The 15,714-nt window shown below is 72.4% G+C and carries 15 protein-coding genes and 1 pseudogene; 7 read left to right on the top strand and 9 right to left on the bottom strand.

Annotated elements, in window-relative coordinates; translation table 11 throughout:
- Position 1 precedes the first annotated feature (1 nt).
- The 4 genes from AMETH_RS11410 to AMETH_RS11395 form a co-directional block, all read right to left on the bottom strand.
- The gene (locus AMETH_RS11410; RefSeq protein ID WP_017981595.1) at positions 2-1,858 is read right to left on the bottom strand and encodes a hypothetical protein; all 1,857 of its coding nucleotides are present in this window, start codon (positions 1,856-1,858) and stop codon (positions 2-4) included.
- A gap of 27 nt (positions 1,859-1,885) precedes the next feature.
- On the bottom strand, positions 1,886-2,287 hold the full coding sequence (locus AMETH_RS11405; RefSeq protein ID WP_017981594.1) for a hypothetical protein: 402 nt from the start codon (positions 2,285-2,287) through the stop codon (positions 1,886-1,888).
- Positions 2,288-2,306: 19 nt separating this feature from the next.
- Positions 2,307-3,152, bottom strand: coding sequence for an ESX secretion-associated protein EspG (locus tag AMETH_RS11400; RefSeq protein WP_017981593.1), 846 nt, complete (start codon positions 3,150-3,152; stop codon positions 2,307-2,309).
- Positions 3,153-3,401: 249 nt separating this feature from the next.
- Complete coding sequence (locus AMETH_RS11395; RefSeq protein ID WP_223843197.1) at positions 3,402-3,833, bottom strand: Imm26 family immunity protein; 432 nt, start codon at positions 3,831-3,833, stop codon at positions 3,402-3,404.
- Positions 3,834-3,982: 149 nt separating this feature from the next.
- Between AMETH_RS11395 and AMETH_RS11390 the strand changes: the two genes are divergently transcribed.
- A complete protein-coding gene (locus AMETH_RS11390; protein WP_026153014.1) occupies positions 3,983-4,897 on the top strand; it encodes an intradiol ring-cleavage dioxygenase in 915 nt (304 codons plus the stop codon).
- Positions 4,898-4,956: 59 nt separating this feature from the next.
- Positions 4,957-5,655, top strand: coding sequence for a hypothetical protein (locus AMETH_RS11385; protein ID WP_017981590.1), 699 nt, complete (start codon positions 4,957-4,959; stop codon positions 5,653-5,655).
- 16 nt (positions 5,656-5,671) lie between these two features.
- Here AMETH_RS11385 and AMETH_RS11380 read toward each other — a convergent pair whose 3' ends face one another.
- Both AMETH_RS11380 and AMETH_RS11375 read right to left on the bottom strand, forming a co-directional pair.
- The gene (locus AMETH_RS11380; protein ID WP_017981589.1) at positions 5,672-6,478 is read right to left on the bottom strand and encodes an oxidoreductase; all 807 of its coding nucleotides are present in this window, start codon (positions 6,476-6,478) and stop codon (positions 5,672-5,674) included.
- A 3-nt stretch (positions 6,479-6,481) separates the two neighbouring features.
- Positions 6,482-7,330: a cytochrome P450 gene (locus AMETH_RS11375; RefSeq protein WP_017981588.1), complete on the bottom strand. Its 849-nt coding sequence runs from the start codon at positions 7,328-7,330 to the stop codon at positions 6,482-6,484.
- Positions 7,331-7,608: 278 nt separating this feature from the next.
- Between AMETH_RS11375 and AMETH_RS42025 the strand changes: the two are divergent.
- The 4 genes and pseudogenes from AMETH_RS42025 (at position 7,609) to AMETH_RS11355 (ending at position 11,983) form a co-directional block, all read left to right on the top strand.
- Positions 7,609-8,267, top strand: a pseudogene (locus AMETH_RS42025) (helix-turn-helix domain-containing protein).
- 26 nt (positions 8,268-8,293) lie between these two features.
- Positions 8,294-10,363: a TRAP transporter permease gene (locus AMETH_RS11365; protein WP_017981586.1), complete on the top strand. Its 2,070-nt coding sequence runs from the start codon at positions 8,294-8,296 to the stop codon at positions 10,361-10,363.
- The gene (locus tag AMETH_RS11360; RefSeq protein ID WP_026153013.1) at positions 10,260-11,237 is read left to right on the top strand and encodes a TAXI family TRAP transporter solute-binding subunit; all 978 of its coding nucleotides are present in this window, start codon (positions 10,260-10,262) and stop codon (positions 11,235-11,237) included. Before AMETH_RS11365 ends, AMETH_RS11360 begins: the two co-directional genes overlap by 104 nt.
- A gap of 404 nt (positions 11,238-11,641) precedes the next feature.
- On the top strand, positions 11,642-11,983 hold the full coding sequence (locus AMETH_RS11355; protein ID WP_017981584.1) for a DUF1330 domain-containing protein: 342 nt from the start codon (positions 11,642-11,644) through the stop codon (positions 11,981-11,983).
- On the opposite strand, the gene AMETH_RS11350 is transcribed toward AMETH_RS11355, so the two are convergent.
- Both AMETH_RS11350 and AMETH_RS11345 read right to left on the bottom strand, forming a co-directional pair.
- Positions 11,980-12,879 (bottom strand): serine hydrolase, encoded by a 900-nt coding sequence (locus AMETH_RS11350; protein WP_017981583.1) that lies wholly within the window; start codon positions 12,877-12,879, stop codon positions 11,980-11,982. The genes AMETH_RS11355 and AMETH_RS11350 overlap by 4 nt on opposite strands.
- On the bottom strand, positions 12,876-13,751 hold the full coding sequence (locus AMETH_RS11345) for a LysR family transcriptional regulator (protein WP_017981582.1): 876 nt from the start codon (positions 13,749-13,751) through the stop codon (positions 12,876-12,878). Before AMETH_RS11345 ends, AMETH_RS11350 begins: the two co-directional genes overlap by 4 nt.
- A 73-nt stretch (positions 13,752-13,824) precedes the next feature.
- On the opposite strand from AMETH_RS11345, the gene bla reads away from it, so the two are divergent.
- Entirely contained in the window at positions 13,825-14,703 is an 879-nt protein-coding gene (bla, locus tag AMETH_RS11340) for a class A beta-lactamase (RefSeq protein WP_038532948.1), read from the top strand.
- Positions 14,704-15,160: 457 nt separating this feature from the next.
- Here the strand turns inward: bla and AMETH_RS11335 are convergent, their stop codons facing one another.
- Positions 15,161-15,709 carry a TetR/AcrR family transcriptional regulator gene (locus AMETH_RS11335; RefSeq protein WP_017981580.1) on the bottom strand — a complete coding sequence of 183 codons (549 nt, stop codon included), beginning with the start codon at positions 15,707-15,709 and terminating at the stop codon, positions 15,161-15,163.
- Between the last annotated feature and the right edge of the window lie 5 nt (positions 15,710-15,714).

The raw sequence follows: 15,714 nt of genomic DNA, 5'->3' as shown, positions 1-15,714 counted from the left end.
GCTACTTCTTCTCTTCCTTCTTGTTCTTCTTCCAGTCACCGATGACCGGCGGGGCGACCACGTCACCGCCTTCGAAGAGGTCGGGGTCGCCTTCGAGGTAGTCCGCGACACGGTGTTCCTTGTCCTCCGCGCCCTGGCCCTTGCCGCCGTGCGGGGCCATGCCGCCCGCGGCCGGGGTGCCTGCCCGGCCCGCCGCGCCGGTCGCGCCCGCCGCGCCACGCGCCGCCGCGGCTTCTTCGGCGGCCGCCGCCGCACCCGAGGCGCCGGCGACACCACCCGCGCCGAGCCGGGCACCGCTCGCGCCGGACGCACCACCGACGCCACCGAGGCCGCTGCCGCCACCACCGAAGCCCTTGAGCGCCGCCGCGCCGGCCCCGCCCGCGCCGCCGAGGCCCTTGGCCCCGGTGCTGGTGCTCGTGCCGCCGCCGAGCGGGGTGCCCGCCGGGCCACTGACGGAACTGACGGAGTCGAGCCCGGCCAGCGGGTTGCCGCTCACGGTGGGGCCGCCGAGACGGCTGGCGATGCTGTCGCCGTTGATACCGCCGGAGTAGCCGATGGTCGGCATGCGGGCCGACGAGCTGCCGGACGTGCCGGTGTCGACCGCCGAGGAGGCCACCGTCGAGTCCGGGATGTCGAGGTCGGGCACCGACGCGTGGTTCTCCAGCGTGCCGCCGCTGTAGGTACCGGTGGTCCCGGCCGGGTAGTCCGGAGTGGACAGTTGCGGCACGGCACCGGTTCCGGCGCCGTAGCCGGACGAACCGCTGTAGGTGTTCAGCGTCGGCGCGTCGACTCCGGTGCCGGCACCGGAAGTGTCCAGGCCTGGCATGGGTGAACCGGCCGGCGGAGACGAGGGGTTCAGGTTCGCCGCGGCCACCGCCGCGTTCACGTCCCCGGCGCCCGCGCCGGCCGCCGCGGGCACGCCCGCTGTGGTGGCCGAGCGCAGGTTCGCGGCCTGCGCGGCACCGGCTTCGGTGGCCGGGATCCGCGCCGAAGCCGGCCCGGTCGCGCCGGTGCGCAGCGACGCGATCTGCGCGTTCGGCCCGCCGAGCTTCGGCGGCGCGACGAACGCGGGGGTGATGGTGGCGCCGGCGACGGTGTCGTCGTACTGGGTCATGATCCGCGCGGCCTGCTGGCGTGCGGCCTCCTGCTGCTGCAGCGCCTGCTGGTCGAGCTGCGCCTGCTGTGCGTACACGACCGGGTCGGTGATCGTCTGCAGGTGCGCGTTGGCGGCCTGCACGTCGAAGTTCACCGGCGGGTTCGCCGCCATCTGCTTCTGTGTCTCGTTCAGCGCCTGCGAGTGGATCTCCTGCTGGCGGCCGGTGAGCGTGGCGCCCTTGGCGGTGTTGCCGAGCCACAGGCCGACGTCGGCGAGGTGTTTGCGGGCCGCGTCGCCGCCCTCCCCCTGCCAGTCGGCGAGACTGTCGTTGATGGCGTCGGCAAGGTTCTTCTGGTGCTCGGTGAGTTCCTTGCCCAGCCGCACCCACTCCTCCGAGGTGACCGCGACCGCGGCGGAGTCGGCGTTGGTGGTGATGGCGTCGAGCATCTGCTGGTGGGTCGCGTTGTCCCACAACGAACTGGGCGCCGCGCCGTGGTCGCGGATCTCGACCCCGTCGTCGACGCTGTCCCGGACCGCGACGATGCGCTGCTCGTAGCGCCGCTGAATGGTCTCGTCGCGCAGCAGCGGGGTGACGACGTCACCGAGCCAGCCCTTCGCGATCTCCTCGTCGACCTGCTGGGTGACCTCCTCGCGGATCTCGTCACCCGAGGTGTGGTCGTGGCCGATGGGACCGATGTAGTACGGCGAGCTCGGGTCCGCGGTGACGTCCTGCACCCCGCCGCCGACGTCGGACAGCTCCACGATCTTCTCCCCTTCGAGGTTGCTCGTTCAGGCCTGCTCGGCGCGGTATCGCCGCAACGTGGTCCCGGTTTCGCCGTCCTGCGACCGGTAGTTCCTCTGGGCGAGCTTGATCGCCTCGATGTAGGTGGGCAGTTCGGCCTTGGCCTGCGTGAGCTGGGTGAGCAGGCCGCGCTCGTCGCTCGCGGTCTTCACCATCACGTCCGATACCCACTTCGCGGTGGCGGTGTCGCTCATCGGCGGCGCCTGCCCGAACGCCTGCAGCGCCGACCAGCGCGCCTCGAGCGCGTCGACGATGCCCTGCAGCGCCTGGATCATCTTGTCGCCGGTCCGCTCGTCCACGGCGAACCCGCCCTCGGTGGCCAGCCGCTTGAGCGCGACGGCCTGCACCATCCGGACCGCGGTCTCCGCCTTCGGCGCTTCCTCGCTCATCCCCGGTTCCTCCCCGATCTCAGTAGACGGCAGCGATCATGTCGCGGACGGCTTCGGCGACCGCCGGGAACCCCGCGGGCGCGTAGGTCGCGGTGATCGTCCCGGTCGCGTCGGTCCGGGTGCTCACCAGGTACCGCCCGTCCTCGGTGTCCAGCCACGTGACGGGGATGGCCGAGCGGCGTTCGCCGTGGCGTCCGCGGCCGTGCGCGGTGAAGTAGCCGCCGCCGCGCCGCGGCGCTGCGAGGACCTCGTCGAGCCGGTCCTCTTCAGACACCGCGCGGGCACGCGCGGGCCGCCGCGACCGCACGACCGTGGTGACCTGGAGGCTGCCGAAGGCCTCGGTCTCCTCCTCGTCGAACTCCTCCTCGGCCTGGCGCAACGCGGCCAGCGCCGAGCGCGGACGCTCGTCCTCGCGGCGCGACACCGACAGCGGCGTACCGGGCGCGGGGTCGGCCGGGGTGAGCGAGCCGGCCACGCGGGGCACCAGCTCCTCGTCCGGGAAGAGGGAGAACCACAGCCTGTCCTCGCCGGGGGCCTGGCGGATCACGAGCGCCTGGGCGCCGTCGGTGGCGGCGTGCAGAGCGAGGTCACCGGCGCGCGAGTCGGTCCCGCTCGCGGTGACCGTGACGCGGTGGTCGCCGAGCAGCTCGAACGCGGTGCGCACGCCCGGGTCGAGCTCGCCGCGGGTGGACAGGCCGCGATCCTGCAGGTCCTCGTGGACGCGGAGCGCGAGTCTGGCGAAGCGGAGCGGGTCCACAGTGGTGTGGCTGATGCGCAGGGGGAACACGCGGACGTCGACGCCCAGCGCCCGCCCGACGACGACGGCCTCCACGCTGCCGAGCGTGAAGTCGAACCGAGACACCATCGACGCTTGTGTCACCTTTCGGGTTCCGGCCTCGGACGCGGGGCCGTGAGGCGTGGACGGCCAGTGTGGCTTGTTCGTTGATCAGTGTCGACGCCGGGGCGCCCGCTGTCGAGCGACCCACCCCCACACGGTGGAGATCACAACGCACCGAAGGGGTGGCGGAACGCGGTTTTCCTCCGGCGTTGCCCGAAAGAACCGGGAATCAGAGGCACGCGGGCACCGCGGCGCGCGCTCATTTGAGCACCGGTGTCATGGGGCGAGTGGAATACCGAGCGCCTCGCTGACGGCATCGTCCAGCGTGCGGACGCTGTTGAGCAGGAACCGCCCCACGGGTTCGACGGGCCCCGGCATGGGCGCGCGGTTCTCGTCGACGTACCGGTCGCGGATCACCTCGTGGAAACAATGCACCGGCAGCACCTCGCCGGGCAACAGCGGCCGGTGCTCGACGGTTGCGAAGTAGCCCTGGGACCAGGGGTACCGGTTGACGAACTGCGGCGGGAGCAGAAGCCGATCCGGCACCAGCTCCGCTCGCGGAGGCGGCGCCAGGGTCGCGGACCGGGCTCGGAAGACGTAGACCACGATGCCCTTGCCCATCGGGCCGGCCGCGTTCGTCGCGACGATCCGGCCGAAGAGGTACAGATCGTCCGGCATCAGCATCGCGAAGACGTCACCCGGGTGCAGCCGCCTGCGCGACGGTGCCAGCTTGCGGGTGTTGAGCCGCGGCTCGGTCGCTCCGATGATCGTCCTGCTCCGCCCTCTTCCCGGAACGCATGCCTGCCTCACAGACTAGGCAAACCCGGCGCACAGCACGAGACCCGACGATGGTGCCCATGCGAGACGAAAAGCCCGCCTACCGGGGCCGCCCCCTCCCCCGCCCGCACGACGAGGTCGTCGACCAGGGGCTGGGCTTCGACATCGGCACCCTGTTCGACCGCCGCCGGGCGTTGCGGTTCCTCGGCATCGGCGCGGCCGGTGTCGCGCTCACCGCGTGCGGCGCGGGGCCGACCGGCTCCACGACGACGACCACCACCACTTCGGCCGCGTCCGCGACCGGCGAGATCCCGGACGAGACCGCGGGCCCCTACCCCGGCGACGGCTCCAACGGGCCGGACGTGCTGGAGCAGAGCGGCATCGTGCGCAGCGACATCCGCTCCAGCTTCGGCGAATCCACCGGCACCGCCGAGGGCGTGCCGACGACGCTCCAGCTGACCGTGTCCGACCTGGCCAACGGCGGCGCCGCGTTCGCCGGGGTCGCGGTGTACGTGTGGCACTGCACACGCGAGGGCGGCTACTCGATGTACTCCGACGGCGTCGAGGACCAGAACTTCCTACGCGGCGTGCAGGTCGCCGGCGCCGACGGGCGCGTACGGTTCACCAGCATCTTCCCGGCCTGCTACGACGGCCGCTGGCCGCACATCCACTTCGAGGTCTACCCCGATCAGGCGAGCATCACCGACTCGTCGAACGCGATCGCCACCTCGCAGGTCGCGCTGCCGCAGGACGTGTGCCAGACCGTCTACCAGCAGCCCGGCTACGAAGACTCCGTCACGAACCTGCAGAAGGTGAGCCTGTCGAGCGACAACGTCTTCGGCGACGACGGCGGCGCGTCCCAGCTGGCGACCGTCACCGGAGACGTCACCAACGGCTACACCGTGAGCCTCGCGGTGCGCGTGGACACCCGGACCACCCCCTCCGCCGGCTCCGCCCCTGACGGCGGTCCGGGTGGGACACCGCCGTCGCGCTAGCCGGTAACGAAGATCCTCCTGCTCACGACAAGCCGTGCGCACCGATCAGGAGGATCTTCGTGACCAGTCAGCCGCCCGGCCACCCCTACCCGCAGTGGCCGCAGCCGCAGCCGCCGCGGCGCAACATGGGCGCCATCGTCGCCCTCGCGATCGCCGGGGCGCTCGTCGTCGCCGGAGTTTCGGTCGGGGTCACGCTCGCCGTCACGGCAGACGACGGCACCACGAAAGCCGCGCCCGCCACCACCTCCCGGACCCGCCCCACGACTTCGAAGTCGCCAACGCCGGTGATCCCGGTCAACCCCCGGCAGAACGTCGAGGTGAAGATCGGCGAGACCATCGGCTCCGGCAGCCACCCCGGCCAGCCGGAGGTCGCCTTCACCCTCACCATGGTCACCGTCGGCCGCCGCTGCACCGAGCCGTACGCGCAGAAGCCGGAGAACGGGCGCTTCATCTTCCTGGACCTGACGGTGACGACTTCGTCGATGAGCGGCGATTTCGCGCCGGGCCTGCTGAACCCGAACAACTTCTCGATCATCGGCCCGGACGGTGTCACCGAAACCGGCGGCAGCCTCAGCAGCGCACCGGCGATCGGCTGCCTGTCCCGCAGCAAGCTCTTCCCGCTCGCGCTCTCGCCCGGCCAGAACTACGTCGGCACGGTCGTCCTGGATTCCCGCAACACCACCGGCAGGCTCGTGCTCGCCCCGTACGGCCTGGACGGCTTCAACGGCTGGGAGTGGAACCTCGGCGAGCACGCCTGACCGTCCACAGTAGCCACTACCGTACCCGGGTCACCAGCGCGTCGAACTCGCGGTCCGGCAGGGTTCTGTTGAGCTCCAGCAGCTTCTCCGCCATCCAGCCGACGGCGTAGCGGGTCTCCGGGCGGCCGGACTCCACGGCCCGCCGGACGACGTCGGCGACGACGGCGGGGGCGGACCCCTCGCTGAGGCCGGCCTCGGCACGCTCCGCCATGGACTCGGCCATCTCCCGGTACGCGCCGGCGCCGGAGAACTCCCGCAGCTGCGCGGCCGTCCCGTCCTCGAAACCGGTAGTGATGATGCCGGGCTGGACGACCACGACGTCGATCCCGAACGGCGCGACCTCCATGCGCAGCGTGTCGGAGAAGGCTTCGAGCGCGTGTTTCGCCGCGTAGTACCAGGCGCCGAGCGGCAACGCGATCTCACCGCCGATCGAGGAGACGTTGACGATCGTCCCCGCGCGCCGCTCCCGCATGCGCGGCAGGACGAGCTGGACCAGCCGCGCCGGCGCGAGCAGGTTGACCTCCAGCTGGTCCCGCGCCAGGGCGAGCGGCACGTCCTCCACCGCGCCGTGCAGGACCGTCCCGGCGTTGTTGACCAGCACGTCGATCCGCCCCTGCTCCTCGACGACGGTGGCGACGGCGCGTTCGAGGTCCTCGCCCTCGCGGGCGTCCATCGCCAGCGCGTGGCCACCGGCGTCCCGTAACGGCGCCATCCGCGCCACCCGCCGCGCCGCGCCGTACACGACGTGACCGCCGCGCAGCGGCTCCAGCGCCGTCGCCAGCCCGATCCCGCACGACGCCCCGGTCACCAAGCACACCTTCATCGCTCAGTCCTCCCAGGTCACCAGCAGTTCGTCCACCCCGCGCACCAGGCTTCCCGCGCGCATCGTGACATCCGCGGCCGGCACCGCGAGCCGCAGCGACGGGAACCTCGTCACCAGCGCCGGCAACGCGACCTGCAGCTCCACCCTGGCGAGCTGCTGGCCGAGGCACTGGTGCACGCCGTGGCCGAACGCGACGTGCCCGGCGGACGGCCGGAGCAGGTCGAGCACGTCCGGATCGGGGAAGCGCGCCGGGTCGCGGTTGGCCTCGGGCAGGCACACGGTGACGCACTCGCCTGCGGCGATCCGCTCGCCGTCCAGCTCGACGTCCGCCAGCGCCGCGCGGACCGTGAACGGGATGACGCTGTGGTAGCGCAGCAGCTCCTCGATCGCCCACCCGGGCTCGGCGCGCAGGACGTCCGCCGCGCCGGGGTGGGTGAGCAGGGTGAACGCGCCCAGCGCGAGCATGTTCGCCGTGGTGTCCAGGCCTGCGCCGAGCAGCACGAAGCCGATGTTGACCAGCTCCTCGTCGGTGAGGTCGCTCGCGGTGAGCCCGCTCAGCAGGTCGTCCGCAGGCGCGACTCGCTTGGCCGCCACCAGGTCGCGCACGAACTCGTGCACCGCCGAGTACGCCGCCGCGGCCTGCTCCGGCGTCCGGTCCAGGCGGAACAGGTCCAGCGCGTGCCCTTGGAACCGCGCGCGGTTCGCGTAGGGCACCCCGAGCAGCTCGCAGATCACCTGTGCGGGGACCGGCTGCGCCCAGGTGCGCACCAGGTCCACCGGCCTGCTCTCCCCGGCGACGGCGTCGAGGTGCTCGTCCACGATCTCGCGCACGCGTCCCGTCAGCTGCCGCATGCGCCGGACGGGAACTGGCCGGCGAGCAGGCGCTCGGGCGGGTCCATCGAGTTGAACATCCCGGGCGCCGCGGGAACGCCGTTGCCGGGCGCGCCGGGGACCGGCATGTGCCGCAGGTCCGACCGGGCGCTGAACCGCGGGTCGGCCAGGACCTGGCGGACGGTCTCGTGGCTCGTCGTCAGCCAGCCGAGGTACCCGTCCGGGTAGGTCAGTCGCTTCCTGGGACGTCCTTGTTCACCGGTTGATCCGGGCGCGCGGGTGTTCCTAGCGTTCGCGGAATGCTCATCGCCGCCGGGCTGGCGATGGGGCTGAGCTACGCGGAGATCGGCCGCAGGCTGGGACGGCCCAGGTCGACGATCATCCGCGAGGTCGCCCGCAACGGCGGCGCCCGCGGCTACCGCGCCGATCGCGCCCAGCAGGCAACCGCCTGGCGCGCCCACCGTCGCCGGCCGGTGCCCGCGCCGGAACCACCCGCGGCGAGCGGGGGCGATCCGCGGCGGTCGAGCAGGACTTCGCGGCGATGATGGTCCAGACCGGTGTGCCGCCGATGATGGCGAAATTTCTCGTCCGCCTGTTCACCAGCGACACCGGCAGCCTCACCGCGGCCGAGCTCACCGCGGGGCTGCGGGTCAGCCCGGCGTCGGTCTCCAAGGCGGTCCGCTGGCTCGAGGAGCGCGGCCTGGCGCGGCGCGAACGCGACGGCCGCCGTGAGCGGTACGTCATCGACGAGCGCGTCTGGTACCAGGCGTGGCTGGTCAGCGTCCGGTCGATGACGCTGTGGGCGGACTGCGCGCGGCAGGGCGCCGAGGTGTTCGGCGACACCTCCGCCGGGGCCCGGTTGCGCGACACCGGCCGGTTCTTCGAGCACCTGCGCCGTGACATGGCGCAGGCGGCCGAGCATTGGCGAAACCTTCCGTATGACCGGAGTGCGCCCTAAGGTGTGATCATCGCAAAGGAGCGGTGATGACCAAGCCCGGGAAGGGCGACGAGGTCAGCGACATCGTCGCCGAGCACGACGAAGAACGGCCAGCGCGGCGGTTGTCGCGGGGGCCCGACCTGCTGGTGTACCTGGCCGCGCTCGCGGTCGCCCTGCTCGTGCTGAAGCAGGTCTTCTTCCCCTACAGCAAGGGAAACCAGTTCTACCTGGTGATCTTCCTCGGCTGCACCCTGCCGCTGGTGTTCCTCTGCTACCGGCCGCTGGCGCGGTCACGGCGCTCCCCGGACAATCCGTGGCTGCTGGACTGGACGCTGGCCCTGGTGGCTCTGGTCGTGGGCCTGTACCCGGTGCTGTCCGGCTACGACGACTTCCTCGACCGGCAGGGGCAGCTGTCCACCCTCGACATCGTCGCGGGCGCGTTGCTGCTCCTGCTCATCCTGGAGGCGACCCGCCGGACCACGGGCTGGGTGCTGCCGGTGGTCTGCCTGCTCTTCCTCGCCTACGCCTACTACGGCGGCTACCTGCCGCCGGACTGGGGCATCGCGCACGCCGGCGTGGACTTCAGCCAGATCATCAACGCCCTCTACAACGACGCCAGCGGCTTCTTCGGCACCCCCCTGGACGTGGCCGCCAGCTACATCGTGCTGTTCACGATCTACGGCGCGGTGCTGGAGGCCTCCGGCGCCGGACGGTTCTTCGTCGACATCTCCTTCGCCGCGTTCCGCCGGTCCCGCACGGCGCCGGGCCGCACGACGGTGCTGTCCGGGTTCCTGCTGGGCACGGTGTCCGGCTCGGGCACCGCCACCGCGGTCAGCCTCGGCTCGATCACCTGGCCGATCCTCAACCGGGCCGGCTACCCGCGGGAGCACGCCGGCGGCCTGCTCGCCGCGTCGGGGATCGGCGCGATCCTGTCGCCGCCGACGCTGGGCGCGGCCGCGTTCATCATCGCCGAGTACCTGCAGACCTCCTACCTGACCGTGCTGATCTGGGCGTCGGTGCCGACGTTGCTCTACTACCTCGGCATCGTGTTCGCGATGGAGGCCGACGCGCGACGCTTCCAGGCCAAGCCGGTGGACGTCGAGCGCGGCGACCCGTGGCGGCTGCTGTTGCGCGGCGGCTACCACTTCCTGTCGCTGGCGATCATCGTGGTGTTCCTGGCGCTGGACATCCCGCCGTTCGCGGCCGTGGTGTACGCGACCGGGGTGGCGGCCCTGTTCGCGTTGATCGCCCGGCAGCGGGACGTGCGCGGCTGGGCGGTGGACATGGTCGGCGCGCTGTCGCGGGGTGTGCGGAGCGCGCTGCCGGTGATCGCGGTGTGCGCGGCGGCCGGTGTGATCACGTCCACGATCACCAAGACCGGGCTGGGCCTGGAACTCGCCGACGCGCTGGTCGACGTGGCGCGGGCGGTCACCGACAACGCGACGGTCGTGCTGGTGCTGACGGTGCTGCTGTCCGCGGTCGCGGTCGGGGTACTCGGGCTGGCGGTGCCGGTGACGGCGTCGTTCATCATCGCGTGGGTGGTGATCGCGCCGGCACTGGAGACGCTGGGCGTGGCGCCGGCCGAACGCGCCATGTTCATCTTCTACTACGCGGTGCTGTCGGAGGTCACGCCGCCGACGGCGCTGGCGGCGGTCGCGGCGGCGGCGATCACCGGTGGCCGGGTCATGAAGACCATGTGGCAGTGCTGGAAGTACACGCTGCCGGCGTTCCTGGTGCCGATCGCGTTCGTGCTCACCGACAACGGGGCGGCGCTGCTGCTGCAGTCCGGTGCGGTGACGGTGGTGTGGGTGCTGGCGGTGTCCGCGCTCGCCGTCGCCGCGCTCGGCGTGGTGACCGGCGGGTGGCTGTTCGGGCCGGTCCACCCGGCGGTCCGCGTGCTCTTCGTGCCCGCCGCGGTGTGCCTGCTCTACCTGGAGCCGGGGCCGATCGTGGCGGGCCTGGCCTTCGGCGTGGTCGCGACGGCCGCGCACCTCGTGATCAGAAGGAGGCGGCATGAAACGACTGCTGACGGTGCTGGTGACGGTGGCCCTGGTCGCGACGGGCTGCGGCGGGAAGCAACCGAACCAGCAGGCGGCGGGCGGGAGCCAGGGGTGTGAGGCGGGCAGCGGCAGGCTCACCATCGCCACCGGCAACAGTGGCGGCGTGTACTACGTGCTCGGCGGCGGGCTCGCGCAGCTGATCAGCAACAACACCGGCCTGAAGGCGACCGCGGCGGAGACCGGCGCGTCGGTGCAGAACATCCAGCAGCTCGTCGACGGCACCTACGACATCGCGTTCTCGCTGGCCGACACGGCGGCGGACGCGGTGCAGGGCAAGGGGAGTTTCGACGGCAAGCCGCAAAAGGTGCAGGCGCTGACCCGGATCTACCCGAACTCGACGCAGGTGCTGGTGCGCACCGACTCGGGGATCAACAGCGTCGCCGACATGCGCGGCAAGCGGATCTCGACGGGTTCGCCGAAGTCCGGCACCGAGGTGATCGCGAACCGCCTGCTGCAGGCGGCGGGGCTCAACCCGGACACCGACGTGCAGGCGCAACGGCTGGACCTGGCGAAGACCGCGGACGGCATCAAGTCCGGCACGATCGACGGGCTGGTGTGGTCCGGCGGCCTGCCCACGGCGCAGATCACCGACATCACGACGACGATGAAGGGGCAGGTGAAGTTCATCGACATCACACCGCAGCTGGCGGCGCTGAAGCAGATCAACCCGGTGTACGACACGGGCACGATCCCCGCGGCGACGTACGGACAGCCCGCGGACGTGCCGACGATCGTGGTGCCGAACCTGCTGCTGGTGCGGGAGGACTTCCCGGCGGGCGACGCGTGCGCGATCACCAAGCTGATCTTCGACAAGAAGCCCGGGCTGGAGAGCGTGCACCCGGCGGCGAAGGAGATCACGCGGGAGAACGCCACACGCACCGAGCCGGTGCCGATGCACCCCGGATCGCAGCAGGCGCTGGCGACTCCGTGACCGGGGGTGGTGTTCGGAGGAGGCCACGTCGTGTAGGTGACCTTCGGGAGGGGCGGTGGGTTCCGGAGGAAGCCTGGCTTGGTGGCCCACGCAGCGGGCACGGCCGGGTTCCGCCGGCGCCTTCTGGGGCATGTTTGGCTTCCGGCGGAAGCCCGGATCGGTGGCCCACGCCCTCCCCCGAACCAGGCGCCACCTGCTCGGACCGGCCGCCTCGCCGCAACCCCGGCCGCCCAGCCGCCCGGTTCCGGCCGCCCCCGCGCGGGCCGGCCGCCGCCCGGGTCGTGGCCCCGCCCGGGAGGCGCCGTTACCCGCGACCTCCGCCCCCGCATTACCTCCCGGGTAATCGACGCCCCGCGCCGGCGGCCACCGGATGGGGTGATCAGCCTCCGGAAAGGACGGACCCCATGACCGCCTACGCCATCGCCCACCTGATGCCCGCCGAGCCGCACCCCGACGTCGCCGAGTACCTGGAGCGCACCCAGTCCACGCTGGATCCCTTCGGCGGCCGGTTCCTCGTCCACGGCGCGCCCGTCGAGTTCCGCGAGGGCGACTGGCCCGGCCACCTGGTGATGATCGGCTGCCCCACCGCCGCCGACGCCCGCGCCTGGTACGACTCCCCCGCCTACCAGGAGATTTTGCCGTTGCGCGCGGACCACATCGCGGGCAGCGTCGTGATCGTCGACGGCGTCGAGCCCGGCCACGACTCCGCGGCGATGGGCGAGGCGATGCGCGCCGCGATGACCTAGAGCCGCAGGTGGTCCCGCAGCCGCCGGGCGACCCGCGCCATCACGGCCTCCGCGCCGGGCTGCTGCGCCGCCGCCACGCGCGACTCGGTCAGTGCCGCCACCGCGAACGCCTGCCCGTCGGCGTGCTCGACCACCCCGATCTCGTGCCGCAACGTCAGCAAGGTCCCCGTTTTGGACGACCAGATCGACGCGTCGGAGACGAAGTCCGGCGCGAGCCGGTGCCGGACCACGTTGTGCCGCATGAGTTCCCGCACCCGGGCGGCGACCTCGGCGGGGATCGCCGACGGTGTCCACAGCGCCTGCAGCAGGTCCGCGAACGCCCGGGCCGAACCGGAACTCGCGCGCGTCACGTCGAGCTGCGGGATGCGGTGCCCGCGCCCGGCGGTGCCCGCGTCGACAGCGAGCGCGTAGGCCAGGTGCACCTCGCCGCGCTCGAAGCGTTCCGCGGGCGTGTCGGCCAGTTCCTGCACCGGGTGCCGGACGGTGATGCCCTCGATGCCGAACCCCTTGAGGATCCGGGCGACCTCCGGCGGCGGGGTGAGGCCGAACAACGCGTCGGCCGCGACGCCGTCGCTGATCGCCGTGCTGAGGTAGAGGAGGTCGTCGACGGCGACGCGTGCCGGGTGGCGGAACCGGCTCAGCCCGGTCGGGCCGGGGGTGGTGATGCGGCCGGGTTCGATGTCCAGCTGGGTCGCGCCGTCGAGCTCGCCGAGCCGGATCCGTTCCAGCGTGGCGACCGCGAGCGGCACCTTGACCAGCGACGCGGACGGCCACTGCGCGTCCGCCTCGATCGCGATCTCCTCGCCACTGCGCAGGTCCCGCACCAGGAACGAGCCCCGCAGGCCGGCGTCGTCGAGCTGGTCCCGCAGCTCGCGCAGCAGCGCTTCGGTGTTCACGTCTCCCCCAGGCATCGGCCGATCGACCGCGACAGCGGCCGCAGGCGCTCCCTGTCGTCACTGTACGTGGTGGCCAGCGCGTAGCCGCGGACCAGGCGAACCTCGCCGAGCGGCCGCCAGTGCAGGTCCAGTTCGTCGGCCTGCGCCTCCGAACAGAGCAGGAGGTCGGCGGTGCCCAACACGTCGGCGACCGCGGTGACCAGGGACTCCGCGGTGACGACCTGTGAGGGCCGCAGACCGAGGGCGTCGCGCAGGTGGGTGAGCCGGTCGCGGATGTGCGGCACGTCGTCCTCGGGTTGCAGCCACACGCGCCGCGCCGGGCCGTCGTCGCCACGGCCGACGCGCAGGGTTTCGAGGTAGACGGTGTGCGCGCCGGGCGGCACCGCGGCGGCCACGCCGAGCGGCACCCGCCAGCGGGCTTCGTCCTCCGGGACCGCGGTGAGGGCGGCGCGGACCTCCTGGGCGCGGACGAGGCCGGCGCGTTCGGCGGGCGGCGCGGGGCGGAAGTCGAGGACGAGGTCGTAGTCGCGGGCTTCGGCATCGAGGTGGGCGAGGTCGCGGGCGGAGCACCAGTCCGGCACGGCGAGCCGCAACGGGCGGCGGCGCGCGCGGCGGGCGTCGTGTTCGAAGGCGTCGGCGAGGCGGACCAGCCGGGCGGCCGCGGGGAGGACGTCACGGCCGAACGGCGTCAGCACCGCCCGCCGGGTCGAGCGGTCGAAAAGCCGGTCGCCGAGGTGCTGTTCGAGCGCGGCGATGCGGCGGCTGGCGACCGGCTGGGGGATGCCGGCCGCGGCCGCGCCGAGGGTGAAGCTGCCGCGCTCGCTGACGCTGACGAAGGCCCGGCAGGCGCCGACGAGATCCACGCCGCGCATCTTATGCCGGATCCGCATGGAAACTGTCTTTTTCGTCTTCGACGGCATCGATCGGGCGCGGGAGGCTGGGGCCATGCTTGTTCGAACTCTTCGCGCCGTGGTGGTCCTGCTCGTGTTCGGGCTGGTCGGGGCGTGTGCCACGGAGCCTCCCCCGCCGCCGCCCGCCGCTTCGACTGCCGCGCCGGCGCCGCGGGTGGACTTCGCCGATCTGGAAGCGCGGTTCGACGCGCGCCTCGGGGTGTACGCGATCGACACCGGGACCGGGCGGGAGATCGCGCACCGGGCCGACGAGCGGTTCAACTACGCGTCGGCGATCAAGTCGCTGCTGGCGGGCGCGGTGCTGCGGCGGAACGTCGACCTGGACAAGGTGGTCGCCTACACCGACGCGGACGTCCAGCCGAACTCGCCGGTCACGAAGGACCGCCGCAGCGTGACGGTTCGCGAGGCGGCCGAGGCGGCGCTGCTGCAGAGCGACAACACGGCGGCGAACCTGCTGTTCGCCGAGGTGGGCGGCCCGGCCGGGCTGGCGGCCGTGTTGCGCGACATCGGCGACACGACGACCCACCCGGACCGGCTCGAGGTCGAGCTGAACTCCGCCATCCCCGGCGACGTCCGGGACACGAGCACACCGCGGGCGATGGCGGGCAGCCTGCGGGCGTTCCTCCTGGGCGAGGCGTTGCCTGCCGACAAGCGGGACCTGTTGGTGGGGATCATGCGCCGCAACAAAACCGGGACGGAGCTGATTCGAGCCGGCGTGCCGTCGGAGTGGCCGGTGGCGGACAAGACGGGCACCGGCGACTACGGAACCCGCAACGACATCGGGGTGATCTGGCCTCCCGGGCACGCGCCGATCGTGCTGGCGCTGATGTCGAGCCGGGCCACCGCCGACGCTTCGTACGACAACAAACTGCTCGCCGAGGCGACCTCACGGGTGATGGACGCGCTGCGGTAGGTGGGGTTGCCGCTCCGGCGTGGTGGCTGGGGCGCGGTTGGGTCAGTCGTGCCTGCACGACTGACCCAACCATTTACCGACGACCATCGTGGCCGCGAGAGGCCCAACTATCGGCGACGAAGGGCTCAACCACACGCATGCGAGATGACCAGTCACCACAGCGCGGACGGGCCAGCCACCGGGCCACGAAAGACCCACCACCCACACGCGAAACGACCAACCACCACAACGCGACAGACCCAGCCACAAGCGCACGAGATTCCCACCCACCACGCGAAGACCCACTCACGCCGCACAACGGGCCCAACCGCTGCCACACGAGGGACCCACTCGCCAGGCCGCGACTTGGGGGGTGGTCCAAGCTTCCGTGAGCCGCGGTCGAGCCCTCAGCCGCCGATGATTGGGCATTTCGTCGGCGGGCGACTGGGCCTCTCGCGCCCAGTCACCCGGCAACACCTCAGCCCAGCAACTCCTCCACCAGCCGCCGCGCGTAGGTGGCCGACAGGCCGTCCGGGCGGAACAGGATCCGGTACATCATCGGCGCCACCACGTGGTCCAGCACCGTCTCCACCTCCGGCGCCGGCTCGCCCCGCTGAGCCGCTCGCGCCAGGATCACCGCAACCTGTTCCGCGGCATACGCCGAGCAGCGGCCCGCATTGGTGTCGTCGCCGAGCAGCGCGTCGCGGATGTAGGCGCGTCCGGGCTGCGCGGACATCTCCTCCAGGAACTGCTCCGCCCACGCCGCCAGATCAGCCCCCAGCGAGCCGTGGTCCTCGGGCGGCGAGTCGGGCCGGAGGCGTTCCACCGCGACGTCCGACAGCAGCTCGTGCAGGTCGCCCCAGCGGCGGTAGATCGTCGACGGCGTCACGCCGGCCCGCGCGGCGATCAGCGGCACCGTCAGCGCCTCCCGCCCGGCTTCGGCCTCCAGGGCGCGAACCGCGGCGTGCACGGACTCCTGCACCCGCGCACTGCGGCCGCCGGGGCGCACCATCGGCTTGCGGCTCACACCTC

Source organism: Amycolatopsis methanolica 239 (assembly GCF_000739085.1).
GTDB lineage: Bacteria > Actinomycetota > Actinomycetes > Mycobacteriales > Pseudonocardiaceae > Amycolatopsis_E > Amycolatopsis_E methanolica.
The sequence above is the reverse complement of the archived record's forward strand: the minus strand, read 5'-3'. Positions and strand labels throughout refer to the sequence as shown.